18 protein-coding genes and 2 rRNA genes are annotated in these 19,952 nt (G+C 60.7%); 4 read left to right on the top strand and 16 right to left on the bottom strand.

The genetic code is table 11. The annotated features are described in order from the left end of the window. Positions 1-93: 93 nt before the first annotated feature. Positions 94-1,113 (top strand): outer membrane protein assembly factor BamD, encoded by a 1,020-nt coding sequence (locus tag OCX61_RS03205; protein ID WP_261942580.1) that lies wholly within the window; start codon positions 94-96, stop codon positions 1,111-1,113. 93 nt (positions 1,114-1,206) lie between these two features. After that, positions 1,207-1,437, top strand: coding sequence for a PP0621 family protein (locus OCX61_RS03200; RefSeq protein ID WP_261942579.1), 231 nt, complete (start codon positions 1,207-1,209; stop codon positions 1,435-1,437). Between the two features lie 36 nt (positions 1,438-1,473). Here OCX61_RS03200 and thiO read toward each other — a convergent pair whose 3' ends face one another. The 5 genes from thiO to OCX61_RS03175 are packed head-to-tail and all read right to left on the bottom strand — an operon-like array spanning position 1,474 to position 4,312. Then, positions 1,474-2,571: a glycine oxidase ThiO gene (thiO, locus tag OCX61_RS03195; RefSeq protein WP_261942578.1), complete on the bottom strand. Its 1,098-nt coding sequence runs from the start codon at positions 2,569-2,571 to the stop codon at positions 1,474-1,476. 53 nt (positions 2,572-2,624) lie between these two features. After that, a complete protein-coding gene (locus tag OCX61_RS03190) occupies positions 2,625-3,014 on the bottom strand; it encodes a type IV pilin protein (RefSeq protein ID WP_261942577.1) in 390 nt (129 codons plus the stop codon). A 1-nt stretch (position 3,015) separates the two neighbouring features. Beyond that, complete coding sequence (locus OCX61_RS03185) at positions 3,016-3,489, bottom strand: hypothetical protein (protein ID WP_261942576.1); 474 nt, start codon at positions 3,487-3,489, stop codon at positions 3,016-3,018. Further along, a complete protein-coding gene (locus OCX61_RS03180) occupies positions 3,486-4,133 on the bottom strand; it encodes a PilW family protein (protein ID WP_261942575.1) in 648 nt (215 codons plus the stop codon). Before OCX61_RS03180 ends, OCX61_RS03185 begins: the two co-directional genes overlap by 4 nt. Continuing rightward, the gene (locus OCX61_RS03175) at positions 4,130-4,312 is read right to left on the bottom strand and encodes a prepilin-type N-terminal cleavage/methylation domain-containing protein (protein ID WP_261944261.1); all 183 of its coding nucleotides are present in this window, start codon (positions 4,310-4,312) and stop codon (positions 4,130-4,132) included. The genes OCX61_RS03180 and OCX61_RS03175 overlap by 4 nt, the downstream gene beginning before the upstream one ends. Before the next feature lie 109 nt (positions 4,313-4,421). Between OCX61_RS03175 and OCX61_RS03170 the strand changes: the two genes are divergently transcribed. Next, positions 4,422-4,901, top strand: a complete 480-nt coding sequence (locus OCX61_RS03170; RefSeq protein ID WP_261942574.1) for a GspH/FimT family pseudopilin — start codon at positions 4,422-4,424, stop codon at positions 4,899-4,901. A 1-nt stretch (position 4,902) separates the two neighbouring features. Here the strand turns inward: OCX61_RS03170 and ispH are convergent, their stop codons facing one another. The 6 genes from ispH to murJ all read right to left on the bottom strand — a co-directional run bounded on the left by ispH (position 4,903) and on the right by murJ (position 12,238). Beyond that, a complete protein-coding gene (gene ispH, locus OCX61_RS03165; protein WP_261942573.1) occupies positions 4,903-5,850 on the bottom strand; it encodes a 4-hydroxy-3-methylbut-2-enyl diphosphate reductase in 948 nt (315 codons plus the stop codon). Positions 5,851-5,864: 14 nt separating this feature from the next. Beyond that, the gene (gene fkpB / locus OCX61_RS03160) at positions 5,865-6,302 is read right to left on the bottom strand and encodes an FKBP-type peptidyl-prolyl cis-trans isomerase (RefSeq protein ID WP_261942572.1); all 438 of its coding nucleotides are present in this window, start codon (positions 6,300-6,302) and stop codon (positions 5,865-5,867) included. Beyond that, a complete protein-coding gene (lspA, locus tag OCX61_RS03155) occupies positions 6,295-6,810 on the bottom strand; it encodes a signal peptidase II (protein ID WP_054886101.1) in 516 nt (171 codons plus the stop codon). Before lspA ends, fkpB begins: the two co-directional genes overlap by 8 nt. Beyond that, positions 6,803-9,634: an isoleucine--tRNA ligase gene (ileS, locus tag OCX61_RS03150; RefSeq protein WP_261942571.1), complete on the bottom strand. Its 2,832-nt coding sequence runs from the start codon at positions 9,632-9,634 to the stop codon at positions 6,803-6,805. Before ileS ends, lspA begins: the two co-directional genes overlap by 8 nt. Next, positions 9,631-10,581 carry a bifunctional riboflavin kinase/FAD synthetase gene (ribF, locus tag OCX61_RS03145; RefSeq protein ID WP_261942570.1) on the bottom strand — a complete coding sequence of 317 codons (951 nt, stop codon included), beginning with the start codon at positions 10,579-10,581 and terminating at the stop codon, positions 9,631-9,633. Before ribF ends, ileS begins: the two co-directional genes overlap by 4 nt. Positions 10,582-10,699: 118 nt before the next feature. Continuing rightward, on the bottom strand, positions 10,700-12,238 hold the full coding sequence (murJ, locus tag OCX61_RS03140) for a murein biosynthesis integral membrane protein MurJ (RefSeq protein ID WP_261942569.1): 1,539 nt from the start codon (positions 12,236-12,238) through the stop codon (positions 10,700-10,702). Between the two features lie 250 nt (positions 12,239-12,488). Here murJ and rpsT point away from each other — a divergent pair, with 250 nt between their 5' ends. After that, the gene (gene rpsT / locus OCX61_RS03135) at positions 12,489-12,767 is read left to right on the top strand and encodes a 30S ribosomal protein S20 (protein ID WP_003247625.1); all 279 of its coding nucleotides are present in this window, start codon (positions 12,489-12,491) and stop codon (positions 12,765-12,767) included. A gap of 179 nt (positions 12,768-12,946) precedes the next feature. Here the strand turns inward: rpsT and OCX61_RS03130 are convergent, their stop codons facing one another. From OCX61_RS03130 to OCX61_RS03110, 5 genes are all read right to left on the bottom strand, one after another. Next, on the bottom strand, positions 12,947-15,247 hold the full coding sequence (locus tag OCX61_RS03130) for a PqiB family protein (protein ID WP_261942568.1): 2,301 nt from the start codon (positions 15,245-15,247) through the stop codon (positions 12,947-12,949). Further along, complete coding sequence (locus OCX61_RS03125) at positions 15,240-15,863, bottom strand: paraquat-inducible protein A (RefSeq protein ID WP_261942567.1); 624 nt, start codon at positions 15,861-15,863, stop codon at positions 15,240-15,242. Before OCX61_RS03125 ends, OCX61_RS03130 begins: the two co-directional genes overlap by 8 nt. After that, the gene (locus OCX61_RS03120) at positions 15,850-16,509 is read right to left on the bottom strand and encodes a paraquat-inducible protein A (RefSeq protein ID WP_103445790.1); all 660 of its coding nucleotides are present in this window, start codon (positions 16,507-16,509) and stop codon (positions 15,850-15,852) included. Before OCX61_RS03120 ends, OCX61_RS03125 begins: the two co-directional genes overlap by 14 nt. 137 nt (positions 16,510-16,646) lie before the next feature. Next, positions 16,647-16,762: ribosomal RNA gene (gene rrf, locus OCX61_RS03115) — 5S ribosomal RNA — on the bottom strand. A gap of 135 nt (positions 16,763-16,897) precedes the next feature. Next, positions 16,898-19,789, bottom strand: a 23S ribosomal RNA gene (locus OCX61_RS03110). Positions 19,790-19,952 lie beyond the last annotated feature (163 nt).

The raw sequence follows: 19,952 nt of genomic DNA, 5'->3' as shown, positions 1-19,952 counted from the left end.
TACGGCTTCTTTTGTCCCGGGGTTGGCCGGGGCGCTCATCATAACAGGACGGCACCGCCCAAGACAGCGGCCGTCAAAGGGACGCAAGCCGCCATGCAAGTGAAACACCTGCTGCTGATCGCCATCCTCGGGCTCACCGCGGCCTGTTCCTCCAATAAGGAAGTCATTGACGAGAACCTCAGCGAGGCCGAGCTGTATCAACAGGCTCAGGCTGACCTGGACAACTCCAGCTACACCAGCGCCGTGAACAAGCTCAAGGCCCTGGAGTCGCGCTACCCGTTCGGCCGCTACGCCGACCAGGCGCAGCTCGAGCTGATCTACGCCAACTACAAGAACTCCGAGCCTGAAGCAGCCAAATCGGCCGCCGAGCGCTTCATTCGCCTGCACCCGCAGCACCCGAACGTCGACTACGCCTACTACCTCAAGGGCCTGACCTCGTTCGACCAGGACCGTGGCCTGCTGGCGCGCTTCCTGCCGCTGGACATGACCAAGCGTGACCCGGGCGCCGCCCGTGACTCGTACAACGAGTTCGCCCAGCTGACCAGCCGCTTCCCCAACAGCCGCTACGCGCCGGACGCCAAGCAGCGCATGATCTACCTGCGCAACCTGCTGGCCGCCTACGAAATCCACGTGGCCGACTACTATCTGGGCCGCCAGGCTTACGTGGCCGCTGCCAACCGTGGCCGCTACGTGGTCGAGAACTTCCAGGAAACCCCATCGGTCGGCGACGGCCTGGCGATCATGGTCGAGTCGTACCAGAAGATGCACCTGGACGACCTGGCTGCCACCAGCCTGGAAACCCTCAAGCTCAACTACCCGGACCACCCAAGCCTGGTCGATGGCCAGTTCCAGCCCAAGCAGACCGAGTCTGACGGCCGCAGCTGGCTGTCCAAGGCTACCCTGGGGCTGATCGAGACCGACACCCCGCTGCCGCCGGGCGAAACCCGCGCCAACCAGGACGTGGTCAAGCAGTTCCAGGACGCGCGCGACGAGATGCCGCAAGAGCTGCTGCCGAAGGACGAGAACGGCGACCCGATCGTGCCGGCAGGCCCGAAAGAAGCCGAAAAAGATCGCTCGTGGTTCAGCTACATGACCTTTGGTCTGTTCGACTGACCCAAGCGCGATGAGAAAGGGAGGCCTGAGGCCTCCCTTTTTTTATGACCGCGTCCTAGACTGTCGGCTTCCATAATCAACAAGCTGGACACCATGGTTCGCCTACTTTTCTGGATCGCCCTGATCGCCGCCGCGTTCTGGCTGTGGCGCAAGTTCAAAGTCAGCCAGCAGTCGCACCCCGAGCCGAAGCTCGATGCGCCACTGAAGATGGTGCGTTGCGCCCACTGCGGCGTGCACCTGCCCGACGACCGGGCGCTGCAGCAGGGCAATGACTGGTATTGCAGCCAGGCACACTTGCAGCAGGGGCCCGGCCAATCACAGTGATCTGTAGCTTGGTGAAATTGGGGCTGCTGTGCAGTCTCAGCCCAAGCGCCCCGCTGGCGCATACGGCGCCGGATCGATGATGGGCTCGGCCCCGCTGAGCAGGTCGGTGAACAGCTGACACGAAGCCGGCGCCAGCACCAGCCCGTTGCGGTAATGCCCACAGTTCAACCACAAGCCGTCATGCCCAGGCACCGGCCCGATATAGGGGATGCCTTCAGGCGACCCTGGCCGCAAGCCTGCCCAGTGTGCCACCACCGTGGCATCCTTGAGCTCAGGCAGCAGTTCGATGGCGGAGGCCTTGAGGCTGGCCAGCGCGTCCTCGGTCGGGGTCTTGTCGTACCCGGCATGCTCCAGCGTGCTGCCCACCAGAATGTGCCCGTCCCGACGCGGGATCGCATAGCGCCCCTTGGCCAGCACCATGCTCGGCAGGAAGTCCTCGGCGCACTTGAACAGGATCATCTGGCCCTTCACCGGCTCGACCGGCAGCTCGAGCCCCAGGGTGCGCAGCAGGTCACCACTCCAGGCGCCAGCGCTAAGCACCACTTCATCCGCCGTGAGCACACCGTCAGCCGTCTGTACGCCAGTCACGCGCCCGTTCTCATGAACAAAGCCGCTGATCTGGCAGTGCTCACGCAAGGTAACGTTGGGCAGTGCCTGCAATGCTGCCTTGAGCGACTTCACCAGCCGCGGATTGCGCACGTTGGCCACACCGGCCATGAAGATCGCGTGCTTGAAGCCCGGGCCAAGCACCGGCACCGCATCGTAGGCGGCCGAGATATCCACGGCACTGAGGGGTCTACGCTCGCGCTCGGCCCAAGCCAGCGCCTCGGCCTCGTCGTCCAGATCGAGCCAGTACAGGCCAGTGGTGTGCACCTCTGGGTCGACACCGGTCGTGGCAAACAGACGCTCGCCCAGCTGTGGATAAAAATCCTGCGACCAATGCGCCAGGGCGGTCACCGCCGGGCTGTAGCGCCAGGGGTACAATGGCGAGACGATACCGCCGCCCGCCCAGGAAGACTCGCGGCCAACTTCGCCCTGGTCACACACCACCACCTGGCCGACCTTGGCCGCCAGGTTGAATGCGGTCAGCAGGCCGATCACCCCGCCGCCGACCACCACTACTTGCTTGCTCATCTGTCGATCCAACACCTGAAGTAATTCCGCGATGCCTGGGCATCATTCAACCTTCAGCTTCCCCAGCAGCGCTCGCTGCCTTGCGCGGCACCCGGATTGCTCTGCACGCCGGCCTGGTCGAGCTGGAAATCGCCACAGCGATCATCGACCATCAGGCCATCGGGCAGGCGCCGGGCGGTCAGCGTGAAGGTGTCGCTGTCGCGTTGGGCCTGCAAGCGATAATGACGGTTGGCGGCGGGCAGCTGCGGGTCGCCCTCGGCGTACTGCCCGGTACGCACGCGATGGCGTTCCAGGCGCAGTGCAGCGTCATGCAGCAGGCCAACCACTTCGCTGAGTGCGGCTCGCCTGAGCTGGTCGCTGTAACTGGGGTAGGCAATGGCTGCCAGAATGCCGGTGACGGCCACGACAATCAATAACTCGATCAGGGTCATGCCTTGCTGCATGTCAGTCCTCCCTCAATCTCTGCCGCCAGAGGATGCGCTGGGGGGCTTGTGCTTGAGCGGTCGGTATGGCGTACACGGCTTCCAGGACCTGGCGGGCCGCCAGTTGCTGGCTGACGGCTGTTATTCGGTACAAGGTGACCCGTTCGCCCTCGGGCATATGTGCAGCCCGGTCGGTTTCACCCAGGTTCTGCAGGTGAAAATACCCGCGCTGGTGGTTTTGCCATTGGCCTTGCAGATCGTGCGGACGTGGCGGTGGCTTGCAATCGCTGCACTGCCCCGGCGGCGAGCGCTGCAATTGATCGACGCCAGCGAGCAGCACGACTTCCGCGTCTTCAAAAGCCTGCAGGCCATCAATCATGGCACCGGTCATTCGTGTTTCGATCAGCGCGTCACGCAAGGCCGAGGCAGCCAGCAAAGCCAGCAGTAGGCTTAGCACCAGAGACAGCAGCAGAACCATACCGCGTTCACGGCTCATGAGTCGGATTCCAGATTGCGTAGCGCCACGCTCAATTGATGGCGCTGCTCAAGTTGCAGCGTCGGTTCGAACAGCGTGAGCGTTAGATCGACCCTGCCCCCTCCTGGCGAATGAACCCGAGTGAATTGGATCTCGCGCACATGTTCGATGAGCGGCTGGGAATTTCGGCCCCATATGAACTGCAAGGTGGAGCCGCGCAGCTCATAACGATGACGGCTGATCCGCAAGGCCATGAGCGTGGGCGTGTGCGATGGGGGAACTTTGTATACGAGGGCTTCGTTACGGCAGTCAGTCAACAGCGTCCAGTCAGGCTCACCTGCATAATCTGATGACTCGGCGACAACCAGCTCCAGGCTGGACGGACCAATCACCAGTGGCTGGGCAAATGCCTGCCGAGCAATCGGATCCTCGATATCACCAGGCTTCAGGCGCAGACAACCGAACATGCCTGCCATGCGGATATCCTGAGCCATTCGCAGCAGCGCCAGGCGTGCATCATCCTGAAGGCGCAGCGCCGCGCCTTGAAGCCGCCATGCCTGATGGGCAGTGACGAAGAGCTGACTAGCGGCCAGCAGCACCATCAGTCCGATCGTCAGCGCCAGCATCACTTCCAGCAACCCGAAGCCGACTTGCATGCGCTTCATGGCCGGCTCCGCTCGCGTTCGCTGTGCACTGCAAACGCCGCCTGCCCATCACGGCGCGCGCTGTCAGTCGCTTGCAGTGCCTTAAGCTGCATGGCTGCCGAAGCAAATATGCCAACAGCCACCACAACTACTGCCAACAGCACTTCCAGAAGCGTCATGCCCCGCTGTTTATTGCGCATCCCTGCACCTCCTGCGACCTTTCCCGCAACTGCCTTGAACTTGTTCGACTGGACCTCATGTCCAAAGACCGTGAAGCTAAAGCCAAGCACTTCCAGGGAGGAATGCACGGTGAGGCAACGTGGTGTAACACTGATACAAATGATGTTCGCCCTCGCCATAGCCGGCTTGCTGACGCAGCTAGGCATGCCGGCCTACGCCAAGTTGAGCGATGACCTGCACAGAGCGGCGGCGGCCCGGGATCTGGCCCAATCGCTACGCAGCGCGCGTAGCCACGCCATGCTGCAAAGCCAGCCAGTGCTGGTGCGGCCTCTGGAAAGTGATTGGGGGAAAGGTTGGCGCGTGCTGCTCGAGCACAACCAGCAAGTGCTACGCGAACATCGGTTTACCCGGCCGATGAAAATCGCGGGCAATACCGATGGGCAGGTGAAGTTCAGTGCTCTGGGAATGCCAGTGGGGCGCTTGGGCGCAACGATCAGCGTGTGCGAAGGCCCATCAACGAGCAGCAAGTATCGTGTGGTGATATCACGGGCAGGCAGGGTCGACCTGCGCACAGATGAGAAAACAGACTCACTGTGCGCAGGCCCCTGATTCAGATCAGCGAGCGAACCCGCAGCTCTTTGGGCATGGAGAACGTGATGTTCTCCGGCCGCCCATCCAGCTCTTCGGCGCCGATGGCGCCCCAGGCCTTGAGCTGTTCAATCACGCCCTGTACCAATACTTCGGGAGCCGAAGCACCGGCAGTGATACCGACCCGTTGCGCCTTTTCAAACCAGACGCGCTGCATGTCCTCGGCGCCATCGATCAGATAGGCCGGGGTGCCCATGCGCTCGGCCAGCTCGCGCAGGCGGTTGGAGTTGGAGCTGTTGGGGCTGCCGACCACCAGCAATACATCACTCTCGCCGGCCAGCTGCTTGACTGCATCCTGGCGGTTTTGCGTGGCGTAGCAGATATCGTCCTTGCGCGGGCCGCCGATGTTCGGGAAGCGTGCGCGCAGGGCATCGATGACGCGGCTGGTGTCGTCCATCGACAGCGTGGTCTGGGTGACGAAGGCCAGGTGATCCGGGTCGTTCACCTGCAGCTGGGCAACATCGTCTTCGTCTTCGACGAGGTAGATGGCGCCGCCGTTGCTGGCGTCATATTGCCCCATGGTGCCTTCGACTTCCGGGTGGCCTTCGTGGCCGATGAGAATGCACTCACGGCCATCGCGGCTGTACTTGGCCACTTCGATGTGCACCTTGGTCACCAGCGGGCAGGTCGCATCGAATACCTTCAGGCCGCGGCCTGCCGCTTCCTGGCGCACGGCCTGGGAAACGCCATGGGCGCTGAAGATGACGATGACATCGTCCGGCACCTGGTCCAGCTCCTCGACGAAGATGGCGCCACGGTTGCGCAGGTCTTCCACCACGAACTTGTTGTGCACCACTTCGTGACGCACGTAGATCGGCGGGCCGAAGACTTCCAGCGCACGGTTGACGATCTCGATCGCCCGGTCGACCCCCGCGCAGAAGCCGCGCGGGTTGGCGAGTTTGATTTGCATGCTCGGCTCCAGGCTTACAGGGCCTTCACCTCGAGGATTTCCACCTCGAAGGTCAGGGTCTTGCCAGCCAGTGGGTGATTGAAGTCGATGGTCACCTGGTCGTCGTCGAACGCTTTGACCACACCCGGCAGCTCGGTGTTGGCGGCGTCGTTGAAGATGATCAGCAGCCCTTCGGACAGCTCCATGCCTTCGAAGTTGGAGCGTGGCATGACCTGCACGTTCTGTGGGTTGGGCTGACCGAAGGCATTCTCCGGCGCCACCACCACGTTGCGCTTGTCACCGGCCTTGAAGCCGAACAGCGCGTTCTCGAAACCTGGCAGCAGGTTGCCGTCACCGACCTTGAACGTGGCCGGGGCCTTGTCGAAGGTGCTGTCGACGGTGTCGCCGTTTTCCAGGTGCAGCGCGAAGTGCAGGGTGACTTCGGTGTTCTGGCCGATACGGGTGTCAGTCATGGACCGGATCCTCGGACTTCTTGCTCTTGAACATATCCAGCGCCAGCATCACCGCGCCAACGGTGATGGCGCTGTCGGCCAGGTTGAAGGCCGGGAAGTAATGACGGTTCTGCCAGTGCACCAGGATGAAGTCGACCACATGGCCAAGCACGATGCGGTCGTACAGGTTGCCGATCGCGCCCCCCAGCACCAGCGCCAGCGCTACCGCCAACCAGGTCTCGCCGCGCCCCAGGCGCTTGAGCCAGACCACCAGCACCGCACTGACCACCACGGCGATCAGGGCGAACAGCCAGCGCTGCCAGCCGGCGCCATCGGCGAGGAAGCTGAAGGCAGCGCCAGTGTTGTAGGCCAGGGTCCAGCTGAAGTAGTCAGGAATGACGACGATCTGCTGGTACATGGTCAACGCGTTGTTGAAATACAGCTTGGTGGCCTGGTCGAGGACCAGGACCAGCAAGCTCAGCCAAAGCCATGCAAGGCGCCCGAAGCGCCCCGCCGCAGGGTTAGGCATAGTGACGCACCTCGCCTTCGCCGGTCAGGTTGTCGACGCAACGGCCGCAGATTTCCGGGTGCTCCGGGTGGCTGCCGACGTCGGCGCGGAAGTGCCAGCAACGGCCGCACTTCACGTGGCCGGACTTGACCACCTGCAGCTTGAGGCCTTCGACTTCGGTGGCCACGGCTTCGGCCGGCGCCTGGGCGAACGGCACCACGCTGGCGGCCGAGGTGATCAGCACGAAGCGCAGTTCATCGCCCAGCTTGTTCAGGTCGGCGCTCAGGCTTTCTTCGGCGAACAGGGTGACTTCGGCTTGCAGGTTGCCGCCGATGACCTTGGCGGTACGCTGGTTTTCCAGTTCCTTGTTGACCGCGGCTTTGACAGCCATTACGCGGTCCCAATAGGCGCGGTCCAGCTCGGTGCCTTCCGGCAGTTCGCTGAGGCCTTGGTACCAGCCGTTGAGCATCACCGACTCGTTGCGCTCGCCCGGCAGGTACTGCCAGATTTCATCGGCGGTGAACGCCAGGATCGGCGCGATCCAGCGCACCAGTGCCTCGCTGATGTGGTACAGCGCGGTCTGGCAGGAACGGCGGGCGACACTGTTGGCGCCGGTGGTGTACTGGCGGTCCTTGATGATGTCGAGGTAGAAGCCACCCAGCTCCTGCACGCAGAAGTTGTGGATCTTCGAGTAGACGTTCCAGAAGCGGTATTCGCCGTAGTGCTCTTCCAGCTCGCGCTGCAGCAGCAGGGTACGGTCCACCGCCCAGCGGTCCAGGGCCAGCATGTCTTCGGGGGCCAGCAGGTCGCGGGCCGGGTCGAAGCCGGACAGGTTGGAGAGCAGGAAGCGCGCGGTGTTGCGGATACGGCGGTAGGCATCGGCGCTGCGCTGCAGGATCTGCTCGGAAACCGCCATCTCGCCCGAGTAGTCGGTCGCGGAAACCCACAGGCGCAGGATGTCGGCACCCAGGGTGTTGTTGACCTTCTCCGGCTCGATGGTGTTGCCCAGCGACTTGGACATCTTGCGACCGCTTTCGTCCACGGTGAAGCCGTGGGTCAGCAGCTCGCGGTACGGCGCGTGGCCGTCGATGGCGCAACCGGTCAGCAACGACGAGTGGAACCAGCCGCGGTGCTGGTCGGAACCTTCCAGGTACAGGTCGGCGCGCGGGCCGGTGGCGTGGCCGATGTCGTGCGAGCCACGCAGCACGTGCCAGTGGGTGGTACCGGAGTCGAACCAGACGTCCAGGGTATCGGCGATCTTGTCGTACTGGCCGGCTTCGTCACCCAGCAGCTCGGCAGCGTCCAGCTTGAACCAGGCTTCGATGCCCTCTTGCTCGACGCGCTTGGCCACGGCTTCCATCAGCTCGACGGTGCGCGGGTGCAGCTCGCCGGTCTGCTTGTGCAGGAAGAACGGAATCGGCACGCCCCAGTTGCGCTGACGCGAGATGCACCAGTCCGGGCGGTTGGCGATCATCGAATGCAGGCGCGCCTGGCCCCAGGCCGGGACGAACTTGGTTTCTTCGATGGCTTTCAGCGCACGTTCACGCAGCGGCTCGCCGGTGCTCGGCTGCTTGTCCATGCCGACGAACCACTGCGCGGTGGCGCGGTAGATCAGCGGAGTCTTGTGGCGCCAGCAGTGCATGTAGCTGTGGCTGATGGTTTCGGTGTGCATCAGCGCGCCGACTTCGCTCAGCTTGTCGACGATGGCCGGGTTGGCCTTCCAGATGAACTGGCCGCCGAAGAAAGGCAGCGACTCTACATACACGCCGTTGCTCTGCACCGGGGTGAGGATGTCGTCGTTGACCATGCCGTAGCGCTTGCAGGTGACGAAGTCGTCTTCACCGTAGGCAGGTGCCGAGTGCACCACACCGGTACCGGCGCCCAGCTCGACATAGTCAGCCAGGTAAACCGGCGACAGACGGTCGTAGAACGGGTGACGGAAGTTGACCAGCTCCAAGGCCGAGCCCGGGGCGGTGGCGATTACCGAGCCTTCCAGGTTGTAACGCTTGAGGCACGACTCGACCAGCTCTTCAGCCAGCACCAGCAGGCGCTCACCGGTATCGACCAGGGCGTACTTGAATTCCGGGTGGATGTTCAGCGCCTGGTTGGCTGGGATGGTCCACGGGGTGGTGGTCCAGATCACGATGGCAGCGGGCTTGGCCAGCGAAGCCAGGCCGAAAGCGGCGGCCAGCTTGGCCTCATCGGCGACCGGGAAGGCCACGTCGATGGTCTGGGACTTCTTGTCGGCGTATTCGACCTCGGCTTCAGCCAGGGCCGAACCGCAATCGAAGCACCAGTTCACCGGCTTGAGGCCCTTGAACACGAAGCCTTGCTTGACCATTTCGGCCAGGGCGCGGATTTCACCGGCCTCGTTGGCGAAGTTCATGGTCTTGTACGGGTTGTCCCAGTCACCCAGCACACCCAGGCGGATGAACTCGGTCTTCTGCCCTTCGATCTGCTCGGCGGCGTACTCGCGGCACAGCTCGCGGGTGCGGTCGGCAGTCAGGTGCTTGCCGTGGGTGACCTCGACCTTGTGCTCGATCGGCAGGCCGTGGCAGTCCCAGCCCGGTACGTACGGCGCGTCGAAGCCGGCCAGGGTCTTGGAACGGACGATCATGTCCTTGAGGATCTTGTTCAGCGCATGACCGATGTGAATCTTGCCGTTGGCATAGGGCGGGCCGTCGTGCAGGACGAACTTCGGACGATCCTTGCCAATTTCGCGCAGCTTCTGGTACAGGCCAATGCTGTCCCAGCGCTGCAGGATCTGCGGTTCGCGCTGAGGCAGGCCGGCCTTCATGGGGAAGGCGGTGTCCGGAAGGTTTAGCGTGGCTTTGTAGTCGGTCATTTCAGGCTCTTCGTTAGCGGTTGAGCGTGCCAATGTGCACGTGCGGCGGCGATATCCGCATCGATCGCCGACTTCAGCGCCTCCAGGGAGGCGAATCGCTGCTCTTCACGCAGCTTGTGGTGGAATTCCACCGTCAGGCGCCGGCCATACAGATCGCCGGCATAATCCAGTAGATGAATCTCGAGGTGCGGGCGGCCGTCTCCGGCCACTGTCGGGCGCACGCCGATGTTGCCGACACCCGGCCAGGCCTTGCCGTCGATCTCGATGCTGGCCAGGTAGACCCCGGACAGCGGCACTCGGCGGCGCTTGAGCTGGATGTTGGCGGTCGGCGTGCCGAGCTGGCGGGCCAGCTTCTGGCCATGCAACACGCGGCCGGTAATACGGTATGGGCGGCCCAGCAGATGCTCGGCCAGCTCGAAGTTGCCTGCAGACAGCGCGTTGCGCACCTCGGTGCTGCTGACTCGCAGGCCGTCCTGGATCACCGTGTTGGCCGCTTCGACGGTAAACCCGTACTTCTGGCCAGCAGCGACCAGGAAGGCGAAGTCGCCGGCACGGTCGCAGCCAAAGCGGAAGTCGTCGCCCACTTCGAGGTGGCGCACGCCCAGGCCATCAACCAGGATCGCCTTGACGAAGTCATCGGCGCCGAGCTTGCTCAGGCGCTGGTTGAACGCCAGGCACAGGACCCGGTCGATGCCTTCGGCGGCCAGCAGCTCGACCTTGTCGCGCAGGCGCGCCAGGCGGGCGGGTGCGGTGTCCGGGGCGAAGTACTCGCGCGGCTGCGGCTCGAAGATCACCACGCAGGTCGGCAGGCCCAGGGCCTGGCCGCGCTCGCGCAGGCGCGCCAGGATTGCCTGGTGGCCGCGGTGAACCCCGTCGAAGTTGCCAATGGTGGCGACACAGCCCCGGTGCTCGGGGCGCAGGTTGTGAAGACCTCGAACCAGCTGCATAACGCGCTTCTTGCTCATAAAGTGGCCGATTATAACCACACCCGGGCGCCGGTGACAGGCAGCAGCGCCAAGGGGTGGCGTGGAATGCGAAAAACCGACGCCTGACCCGCGTTCCAGCTCAATGCAGGGCCTTGCGGGCGAAATGCCGGGGCCGGAAACCACACAGGTAGAGGCAACCGAAATAGGTCACCACACCCGCCGCGATCAACGCGCCCAGGCGCAGGAACCGTTCAAGCATGTTGCCCTGTTCCCAGGCCGGCAGGTAGTGCATGCCCACCAGCAGCACCGCTGCCATCAGGGTAACGGCCAGCACCAGCTTGAGCAGGTACATCGCCCAGCCCGGCTGCGGCTGGAACAACCGCTGGCTGCGCAGCTTCCAGAACAGCAGGCCTGCGTTCAGGCAGGCACCCAGGCTGATCGCCAGGGCCAGGCCGGCGTGCTGCAGCGGGCCGATCAATGCCAGGTTGAACAACTGGGTGCAGATCAGCGTGAAGATCGCGATCTTCACGGGCGTACGGATATTCTGCTGCGCATAGAAGCCAGGTGCCAGCACCTTGACCAGAATGATCGCCAGCAGGCCGACCGAGTAGGCAATCAGCGCGCGCTGGGTCATCGCGGCGTCGAAGGCACTGAACTTGCCGTACTGGAACAACGCCACGGTCAGCGGCTCGGCGAGAATCGCCAGGGCCAGGGTGCACGGCAGCACCAGCAGGAAGCACAGGCGCAGGCCCCAATCCATGATCCGCGAATATTCCTCACGGTCCTTGTTGGCGTAGGTCTTGGCCAGGGTCGGCAGCAGGATGGTGCCCAGGGCCACACCCAGCACGCCGGACGGCAGCTCCATGAGGCGGTCGGCGTAGTACATCCACGAAACCGAACCGGCTACCAGGAAGGAGGCGAAGATGGTGTTGATGATCAGCGAGATCTGGCTCACCGACACCCCGAGGATCGCCGGCAGCATCTGCTTGAGCACCCGCCAGACACCAGCGTCGCGCAGGTTGAGGCGCGGCAGCACGAGCATGCCGATCTTCTTCAGCGCTGGCAGCTGGTACAGCAACTGCGCCAGGCCACCGGCCAGTACGCCCCAGGCCAGGGCCATGATCGGTGGATTGAAGTACGGCGTGAGCAGCACGGCGAAGATGATCATCGCCACGTTGAGCAGGGTCGGGGTGAACGCCGGAACGGAAAAGCGGTTCCAGGTATTGAGAATCGCGCCGGCGAGGGACGACAGCGAAATCAGCAATATATAAGGGAACGTCACCCGCAGCAGGTCAGTGGTCAGCGCGTACTTTTCGGCGCTGTCGACAAAGCCCGGAGCAGTGGCCCAGACCACCCAGGGTGCAGCGAGGATGCCGACGGCCGTGACCAGGGCCAGCACCAGGGTCAGCAGGCCGCTGACATAGGCGATGAAGGTGCGCGTCGCCTCCTCGCCCTGCTGGGTCTTGTATTCGGCCAGAATCGGCACGAACGCCTGGGAAAATGCCCCCTCGGCAAAGATCCGCCGCAGCAGGTTGGGCAGCTTGAAGGCGATGAAGAAGGCGTCGGTGGCGATACCGGCACCGAAAACACGGGCCAGGATGGTGTCGCGCACGAAGCCCAGCACCCGCGAAATCATGGTGATGGAGCTGACTGCAGCCAGGGATTTGAGCAGATTCATCGAAAAGATTCACGCCAGGGACAGAGGGCGCTGCCAGACAGCGTCCGAATGTGCGATACTCCCGCGCCTTCGCAGGGGAGCCAAAAATTCCCGAGTTTACAGGTAGCACGGCAGAAAGGAATATTTCCCGCCTGTTGCTGCACCACTCGGCGGAACCCTGCAGGTGGCCTTGACATCCGGTCGACTCATCGGCATGATTCGCGGCCTATTTTGTTTGCTATTTACCTAAAGTCTTTCGAGGAGCTCGACGGTGGCCAACACACCTTCCGCCAAGAAACGTGCAAAACAGGCTGAGAAGCGTCGCAGCCACAACGCCAGCCTGCGTTCCATGGTCCGCACCTACATCAAGAATGTAGTTAAAGCCATCGACGCAAAAGACGCCGAAAAAGCGCAAGCCGCTTACGTTCTGGCTGTGCCTGTAATCGACCGTATGGCCGACAAAGGCATCATCCACAAGAACAAGGCTGCTCGCCACAAAGGCCGTCTGAATGGCCACATCAAGGCACTGAAAGAAGCTGCAGCTGCCTAAGCGACGTTCTTGTCGAAAAAACCGGCCCCAGGGCCGGTTTTTTTATGCCTGCGATTTAGGCCCTGCTCGATCACTGTGGGAGCAACTGTCTTGCTCAATTTCTAGATTCTGGCGCGATCCCTGTGGGAGCGGGCTTGCCCGCGAACAACGGCGAAGCCCACTCCCACATTGCTGGCTAGTTACTTGGCGATCTGGATCTTCGGGGCCCACTGCAGCCAGGCATCCTCAGGCTTGTCGAACAAGGCGAAGGTCTGCTGCGGCCGCGCCGGATTGCCCATCTGCTCGCCCTCAGGCGTGGCGAAGGCAATGCCACCATCGATCAATGTCTCAAGTGACTCGGTACGCACCGTGGCCCCTTTGAACAGCCCCCAGTCGAAGCCAAAACCACTGCTGTTCCAGAACCGGCTGCCACCGCGCACCAGGGCGGCATAACGTGGCTCGATCAGAATGTGGATCAACACACGATCTGCGGTCTGGCCAAGCTCGAAACCGGTCACCTTGCCTACCGCCACCTCGCGATAGGTAACAGGCACGCCCGGCTTGATCGAACCACGACGCGGAGCACTCAGGGTCAACGGCAGGCCCACTTCCTCGCCTGCGATTTCAGGCGCTTCGCCCAGCGCAATGAAATCACGCTGCGGCCCCTTGTCCTTCACCGCCGGCTGCACTTCGATGTACTGCCCACCAATCAAGGTATCGAGGTTCTCGGTACGCACCAGCCCAAGTGCCGGCTTGACCACCCAGAACTGCGTACCTGCCCGGGCAATGCGGTCTGCCGCCTCGGTAATGCGTGCGCGCAGCAGTACCGCCTGCAAGTCTTTTGTCAGGTCGACGCTCTCGACGCTACCCACATCCAGGCCACGGAAGCGAATTGGCGTACCAGGCTTGAGGCCGTCGGCACGGTCTACCCGAATAGTGACCAGGGTACCGGTGCGGTTCACCGCCTCTTGGCTCTCCAGCAGGCGGAAGCGCGGGATATGGCGCTTGAGTGCAACATTGGGCCTAGGCGTGTCGAAGGCGATACCGCCGGCCATCAGGGTCTGCAGCGACTCACTCTTGATCTTGATACCCGACAGGCCCCCGGTCAGGGTAATGCCGCTGACGTTCCAGAAGCGCGAGGAGCCGTTGACCAGGTTTTCGTATTCTTTCTCGATGTGCACACCAATCAGGATACGATTGCTGTTGCGGGCAAACTGGTAGCTCTGCACGCTACCGACCTTGACCTGGCGATACATCACCGGGCTGCCGACCTCCAGCGAGCCCAGCGTATCGGCGAACAGCACCAGGTGCAGGCCTGGGGCCTTCAGGTCCAACGGCGGCGCCTTGGGCCGGGCCTCGAACTCACGCTGCGGCTTGGCGCCCTTCTCGCCTGGGCGAATGGCGATGTAGTTACCTTTGACCAACGCCTCCAGGCCGGTAATACCCGCCAGGGAGATGGACGGTTTGACCACCCAGAACTGCGTACCTTCGACCAGATAGTCCTCGGTCAACGGATCCAGCGTCAGCTCGGCAGAGGCGCTGGCCAGGTTGTCTTCCATTTTCAGGGCTTTCAACGAGCCAACCTGAATACCCTTGTACATGACTGGCGTACGACCGGCCTGGAGGCCTTCATAGTCAGTGAGTTTCACTTTGACGCGGATACCCGCCTGGGCCGCATCGAAGTCTTCATACAGGCGGAACGGCAGGCTTGGGTCGGTTGGAGGGCTATCCTTGCGGTACTCCGGCGTGGCGAAGGCGATGCCGCCGGCGACGATGCTCGACAGCGACTCGCTGCGCACCTTCACACCCGACAGATCAGCGTCGATGCTGATGCCACTGGCATTCCAGAAGCGCGTGTGCTTGCGCACCAGGCTGGCATAGGCCGGCTCGATGAACACTTTGACCTCGACCGTGCTCTGGTCTTCGGAAAGGCGATAGCTTTTCACCCGGCCGACCTGGATCTGCTTGTAGAACACCGGGCTGTCCCGATTGAGCGAACCCAGGCGCTCGGCCTTGAGGGTCAGGTGCAGACCCGGTTCGGTGTCGGACAGCGGTGGCGCGACCTTCAGCGCGTTAAAGCGCTTGGTCCGCTCACCCTCACCCGGGCTGACAGCGATGTAATTGCCGGATACCAGTGTTTCCAGGCCCGAGATGCCGGCCAGGCTGACACTGGGCTTGACCAGCCAGAAGCGCGTGCCCTTGGTCAGGTGCGGCTCGGCAGCCTTGTTCATCTCGATGGTGGCGATCACCCCCTGGTTCTCACCCTTTGCGTCGAGCACCAGCTTCGTGACCTTGCCCACCGACATGCCTTTGTAGATCACCTCGGTCTTGTTGGCGACGATGCCTTCGCCGGTCTCGAAACGCACTTCGATCTCCACGCCGGCATCGCGATAGGCCTGCCAGGCCAGCCAGCCCCCGATCATCAGCGCGATCAGCGGCAGGATCCAGATGGCCGACCAGTTCGAGGCAGGGCGGGTTTTAGCCGTTGGCATGTCACTCATGGTCGTCATCCGACTCCGTGTTATCCCAGATCAGTCGGGGATCGAAAGTTAAAGCAGCAAGCATCGTGAGGATCACCACAGTTGCAAAGGCGACAGCGCCCAGGTTGGCTTCGACACTGGCGATACGGCCGAAATTCACCACCGCCACCAGAATGGCGATGACGAAAATGTCCAGCATGGACCAGCGCCCTATGAATTCGATGAAGCGGTACATCAGGATCCGCTGCCTTGCCGACAGTGGCTGGCGGCGCTGGACCGAATACAGCAACAGGCCGATGCCCACCAGCTTGAAGGTAGGCACCAGGATGCTGGCAATGAACACCACGGCGGCGATCGGCACCATGCCGTGCTTGAGCAAGGTAATGACGCCAGACATGATGGTGTCGCCGCTACCCTGCCCCAAGGTGCTGACAGTCATGATCGGCAACAGGTTGGCCGGGATATACAGAATCGATGCGGTGATCAGCAGCGCCCAGGTACGGATGATGCTGTTGGGGCGCCGCGCGTGCACGATGGCACCGCAGCGCGTGCAGGTCTGCGAATCGCGCTCGGCATCCTGACGGTTCAGTTCATGACATTCATTGCAGACCAGGATGCCTGCATCAATCGCCCGCATGGAGATCCTCCCCCGACAACGCGCTCCAGATCTGGTGTGGCGACATCACCACTTCGAGCCAGACCTGGACCAGCAACAGGCTGATGAAACAGAACAGGCCCAGGCCAATGGTCAGTTCGGCCAGGTCCACGAGTTTGACGATCGCCACCAGCACGCCCATGAAGTAGACCTCGAGCATGCCCCAGTCACGCAGGTGGTGATAGAAGCGGTAAAACACCAGCCCGTAATCACGTCCCACGTTCAGGCGGATGCTCAGCAGCACTGCCAGCTGGCACAGCAGCTTGAGCAAGGGGACGGCCATGCTGCACAGGAACACCACCACGGCAACGCCGCGCATTTCCGAGTTGTAAAGGCCCAGCACACCACTCCAGACGGTATCGTCCGAAGTCTGGCCAAGCAGGTGCAACTGCATGATGGGCAGGAAGTTGGCCGGCACGAACAGCAGCAAGGCCGTCAGCACCAAGGCCAGGCTACGGTTGACGACATTGTGCCGGTGAGCGTACAGCTCGTAGCCACAACGTGGACATTGGGCTTTTTCGTCATGCTGCAGCACCGGCTTGCGCATCAGCAGGTCGCACTCGTGGCAGGCGACCAGTTCGTCCAGCGGCAACTGCTCTAGGGCTTGGGTTTCGACGGGATCGGGCATCTCGGGATTCTGAATAGGTACGTCGGCTCTATTCTAGTGTTCCCAGCTGGAAATGTGGGAGACGACTAACGCCTGCCATGGAGCCAGAAAGACAAAACCCCTACCTGCATGTGCAGATAGGGGTTTTGCGAAATGAATCTTGACGATGACCTACTCTCACATGGGGAAACCCCACACTACCATCGGCGATGCATCGTTTCACTACTGAGTTCGGGATGGGATCAGGTGGTTCCAATGCTCTATGGTCGTCAAGAAATTCTGTAGCCAGAATGTCCCGTTGGACAGCCCAGCGAATTCGGATATGCGATATTTGTGATGTTGCTGCGAACTTTCGGTTCGTTTCGTCTTCACCACCGCAATCTGCGCTAGCAAATTGCTTGGGTGTTATATGGTCAAGCCTCACGGGCAATTAGTATTGGTTAGCTCAACGCCTCACAGCGCTTACACACCCAACCTATCAACGTCGTAGTCTTCGACGGCCCTTTAGGGGATTCAAGATCCCAGTGAGATCTCATCTTGAGGCAAGTTTCCCGCTTAGATGCTTTCAGCGGTTATCTCTTCCGAACATAGCTACCCGGCAATGCCACTGGCGTGACAACCGGAACACCAGAGGTTCGTCCACTCCGGTCCTCTCGTACTAGGAGCAGCCCCTCTCAAATCTCAAACGTCCACGGCAGATAGGGACCGAACTGTCTCACGACGTTCTAAACCCAGCTCGCGTACCACTTTAAATGGCGAACAGCCATACCCTTGGGACCGGCTTCAGCCCCAGGATGTGATGAGCCGACATCGAGGTGCCAAACACCGCCGTCGATATGAACTCTTGGGCGGTATCAGCCTGTTATCCCCGGAGTACCTTTTATCCGTTGAGCGATGGCCCTTCCATACAGAACCACCGGATCACTAAGACCTACTTTCGTACCTGCTCGACGTGTTTGTCTCGCAGTCAAGCGCGCTTTTGCCTTTATACTCTACGACCGATTTCCGACCGGTCTGAGCGCACCTTCGTACTCCTCCGTTACTCTTTGGGAGGAGACCGCCCCAGTCAAACTACCCACCATACACTGTCCTCGATCCGGATAACGGACCTGAGTTAGAACCTCAAAGTTGCCAGGGTGGTATTTCAAGGATGGCTCCATGAGAACTGGCGTCCCCACTTCAAAGCCTCCCACCTATCCTACACAAGCAAATTCAAAGTCCAGTGCAAAGCTATAGTAAAGGTTCACGGGGTCTTTCCGTCTAGCCGCGGATACACTGCATCTTCACAGCGATTTCAATTTCACTGAGTCTCGGGTGGAGACAGCGCCGCCATCGTTACGCCATTCGTGCAGGTCGGAACTTACCCGACAAGGAATTTCGCTACCTTAGGACCGTTATAGTTACGGCCGCCGTTTACCGGGGCTTCGATCAAGAGCTTCGCTTGCGCTAACCCCATCAATTAACCTTCCGGCACCGGGCAGGCGTCACACCCTATACGTCCACTTTCGTGTTTGCAGAGTGCTGTGTTTTTAATAAACAGTCGCAGCGGCCTGGTATCTTCGACCGGCATGGGCTTACGGAGCAAGTCCTTCACCCTCGCCGGCGCACCTTCTCCCGAAGTTACGGTGCCATTTTGCCTAGTTCCTTCACCCGAGTTCTCTCAAGCGCCTTGGTATTCTCTACCTAACCACCTGTGTCGGTTTGGGGTACGGTTCCCAGTTATCTGAAGCTTAGGAGCTTTTCTTGGAAGCATGGCATCAACCACTTCGCGCTCTAAAGAGCACTCGTCATCAGCTCTCGGCCTTGAGATCCCGGATTTGCCTAAGATCTCAGCCTACCACCTTAAACTTGGACAACCAACGCCAAGCTGGCCTAGCCTTCTCCGTCCCTCCATCGCAATAACTGGAAGTACAGGAATATTAACCTGTTTTCCATCGACTACGCTTTTCAGCCTCGCCTTAGGGACCGACTAACCCTGCGTCGATTAACGTTGCGCAGGAAACCTTGGTCTTTCGGCGTGCGAGTTTTTCACTCGCATTGTCGTTACTCATGTCAGCATTCGCACTTCTGATACCTCCAGCAAGCTTCTCAACTCACCTTCACAGGCTTACAGAACGCTCCTCTACCGCATCACCAAAGGTGATACCCGTAGCTTCGGTGCATGGTTTGAGCCCCGTTACATCTTCCGCGCAGGCCGACTCGACTAGTGAGCTATTACGCTTTCTTTAAAGGATGGCTGCTTCTAAGCCAACCTCCTAGCTGTCTAAGCCTTCCCACATCGTTTCCCACTTAACCATGACTTTGGGACCTTAGCTGACGGTCTGGGTTGTTTCCCTTTTCACGACGGACGTTAGCACCCGCCGTGTGTCTCCCATGCTCGGCACTTGTAGGTATTCGGAGTTTGCATCGGTTTGGTAAGTCGGGATGACCCCCTAGCCGAAACAGTGCTCTACCCCCTACAGTGATACATGAGGCGCTACCTAAATAGCTTTCGAGGAGAACCAGCTATCTCCGAGCTTGATTAGCCTTTCACTCCGATCCACAGGTCATCCGCTAACTTTTCAACGGTAGTCGGTTCGGTCCTCCAGTCAGTGTTACCTAACCTTCAACCTGCCCATGGATAGATCGCCCGGTTTCGGGTCTATACCCAGCGACTAAACGCCCTATTAAGACTCGCTTTCGCTACGCCTCCCCTATTCGGTTAAGCTCGCCACTGAATATAAGTCGCTGACCCATTATACAAAAGGTACGCAGTCACCTAACAAAGTAGGCTCCCACTGCTTGTACGCATACGGTTTCAGGTTCTATTTCACTCCCCTCTCCGGGGTTCTTTTCGCCTTTCCCTCACGGTACTGGTTCACTATCGGTCAGTCAGTAGTATTTAGCCTTGGAGGATGGTCCCCCCATGTTCAGACAAAGTTTCTCGTGCTCCGTCCTACTCGATTTCATTGACAAGAGATTTTCGTGTACGGGGCTATCACCCACTATGGCCGCACTTTCCAGAGCGTTCCACTAATCTCAAATCAACTTAAGGGCTGGTCCCCGTTCGCTCGCCACTACTAAGGGAATCTCGGTTGATTTCTTTTCCTCAGGGTACTTAGATGTTTCAGTTCCCCTGGTTCGCCTCTTGCACCTATGTATTCAGTACAAGATACTCAGCTTATGCTGAGTGGGTTCCCCCATTCAGAGATCTCTGGATCACAGTCTGTTTGCCGACTCCCCAAAGCTTATCGCAGGCTACCACGTCTTTCATCGCCTCTGACTGCCAAGGCATCCACCGTATGCGCTTCTTCACTTGACCATATAACCCCAAGCAATCTGGTTATACTGTGAAGACGACATTCGCCGAAAATTCGCATGTTGCTCATTGCTGAGCAGAACTCACAAATTTTACCTTAGCCTGATCCACCAGCAGTGAAACTGGTGTTCAGTCTATATCTATCACATATCCGAATTTTTAAAGA

This window comes from Pseudomonas sp. LRP2-20 (assembly GCF_024349685.1).
GTDB lineage: Bacteria > Pseudomonadota > Gammaproteobacteria > Pseudomonadales > Pseudomonadaceae > Aquipseudomonas.
Note: the sequence above shows the minus strand (reverse complement) of the source record. Positions and strands in the feature narration are given on the sequence as shown.

What these genes read in the sequence shown, in the direction of transcription:
- OCX61_RS03205 (WP_261942580.1), top strand. Translation starts at nt 94, where the DNA reads ATGCAAGTGAAACACCTGCTGCTGATCGCCATCCTCGGGCTCACCGCG.
- OCX61_RS03200 (WP_261942579.1), top strand. Translation starts at nt 1,207, where the DNA reads ATGGTTCGCCTACTTTTCTGGATCGCCCTGATCGCCGCCGCGTTCTGG.
- thiO (WP_261942578.1), bottom strand. Translation starts at nt 2,571, where the DNA reads ATGAGCAAGCAAGTAGTGGTGGTCGGCGGCGGGGTGATCGGCCTGCTG.
- OCX61_RS03190 (WP_261942577.1), bottom strand. Translation starts at nt 3,014, where the DNA reads ATGCAGCAAGGCATGACCCTGATCGAGTTATTGATTGTCGTGGCCGTC.
- OCX61_RS03185 (WP_261942576.1), bottom strand. Translation starts at nt 3,489, where the DNA reads ATGAGCCGTGAACGCGGTATGGTTCTGCTGCTGTCTCTGGTGCTAAGC.
- OCX61_RS03180 (WP_261942575.1), bottom strand. Translation starts at nt 4,133, where the DNA reads ATGAAGCGCATGCAAGTCGGCTTCGGGTTGCTGGAAGTGATGCTGGCG.
- OCX61_RS03175 (WP_261944261.1), bottom strand. Translation starts at nt 4,312, where the DNA reads ATGCGCAATAAACAGCGGGGCATGACGCTTCTGGAAGTGCTGTTGGCA.
- ispH (WP_261942573.1), bottom strand. Translation starts at nt 5,850, where the DNA reads ATGCAAATCAAACTCGCCAACCCGCGCGGCTTCTGCGCGGGGGTCGAC.
- fkpB (WP_261942572.1), bottom strand. Translation starts at nt 6,302, where the DNA reads ATGACTGACACCCGTATCGGCCAGAACACCGAAGTCACCCTGCACTTC.
- lspA (WP_054886101.1), bottom strand. Translation starts at nt 6,810, where the DNA reads ATGCCTAACCCTGCGGCGGGGCGCTTCGGGCGCCTTGCATGGCTTTGG.
- ileS (WP_261942571.1), bottom strand. Translation starts at nt 9,634, where the DNA reads ATGACCGACTACAAAGCCACGCTAAACCTTCCGGACACCGCCTTCCCC.
- ribF (WP_261942570.1), bottom strand. Translation starts at nt 10,581, where the DNA reads ATGCAGCTGGTTCGAGGTCTTCACAACCTGCGCCCCGAGCACCGGGGC.
- murJ (WP_261942569.1), bottom strand. Translation starts at nt 12,238, where the DNA reads ATGAATCTGCTCAAATCCCTGGCTGCAGTCAGCTCCATCACCATGATT.
- OCX61_RS03130 (WP_261942568.1), bottom strand. Translation starts at nt 15,247, where the DNA reads ATGAGTGACATGCCAACGGCTAAAACCCGCCCTGCCTCGAACTGGTCG.
- OCX61_RS03125 (WP_261942567.1), bottom strand. Translation starts at nt 15,863, where the DNA reads ATGCGGGCGATTGATGCAGGCATCCTGGTCTGCAATGAATGTCATGAA.
- OCX61_RS03120 (WP_103445790.1), bottom strand. Translation starts at nt 16,509, where the DNA reads ATGCCCGATCCCGTCGAAACCCAAGCCCTAGAGCAGTTGCCGCTGGAC.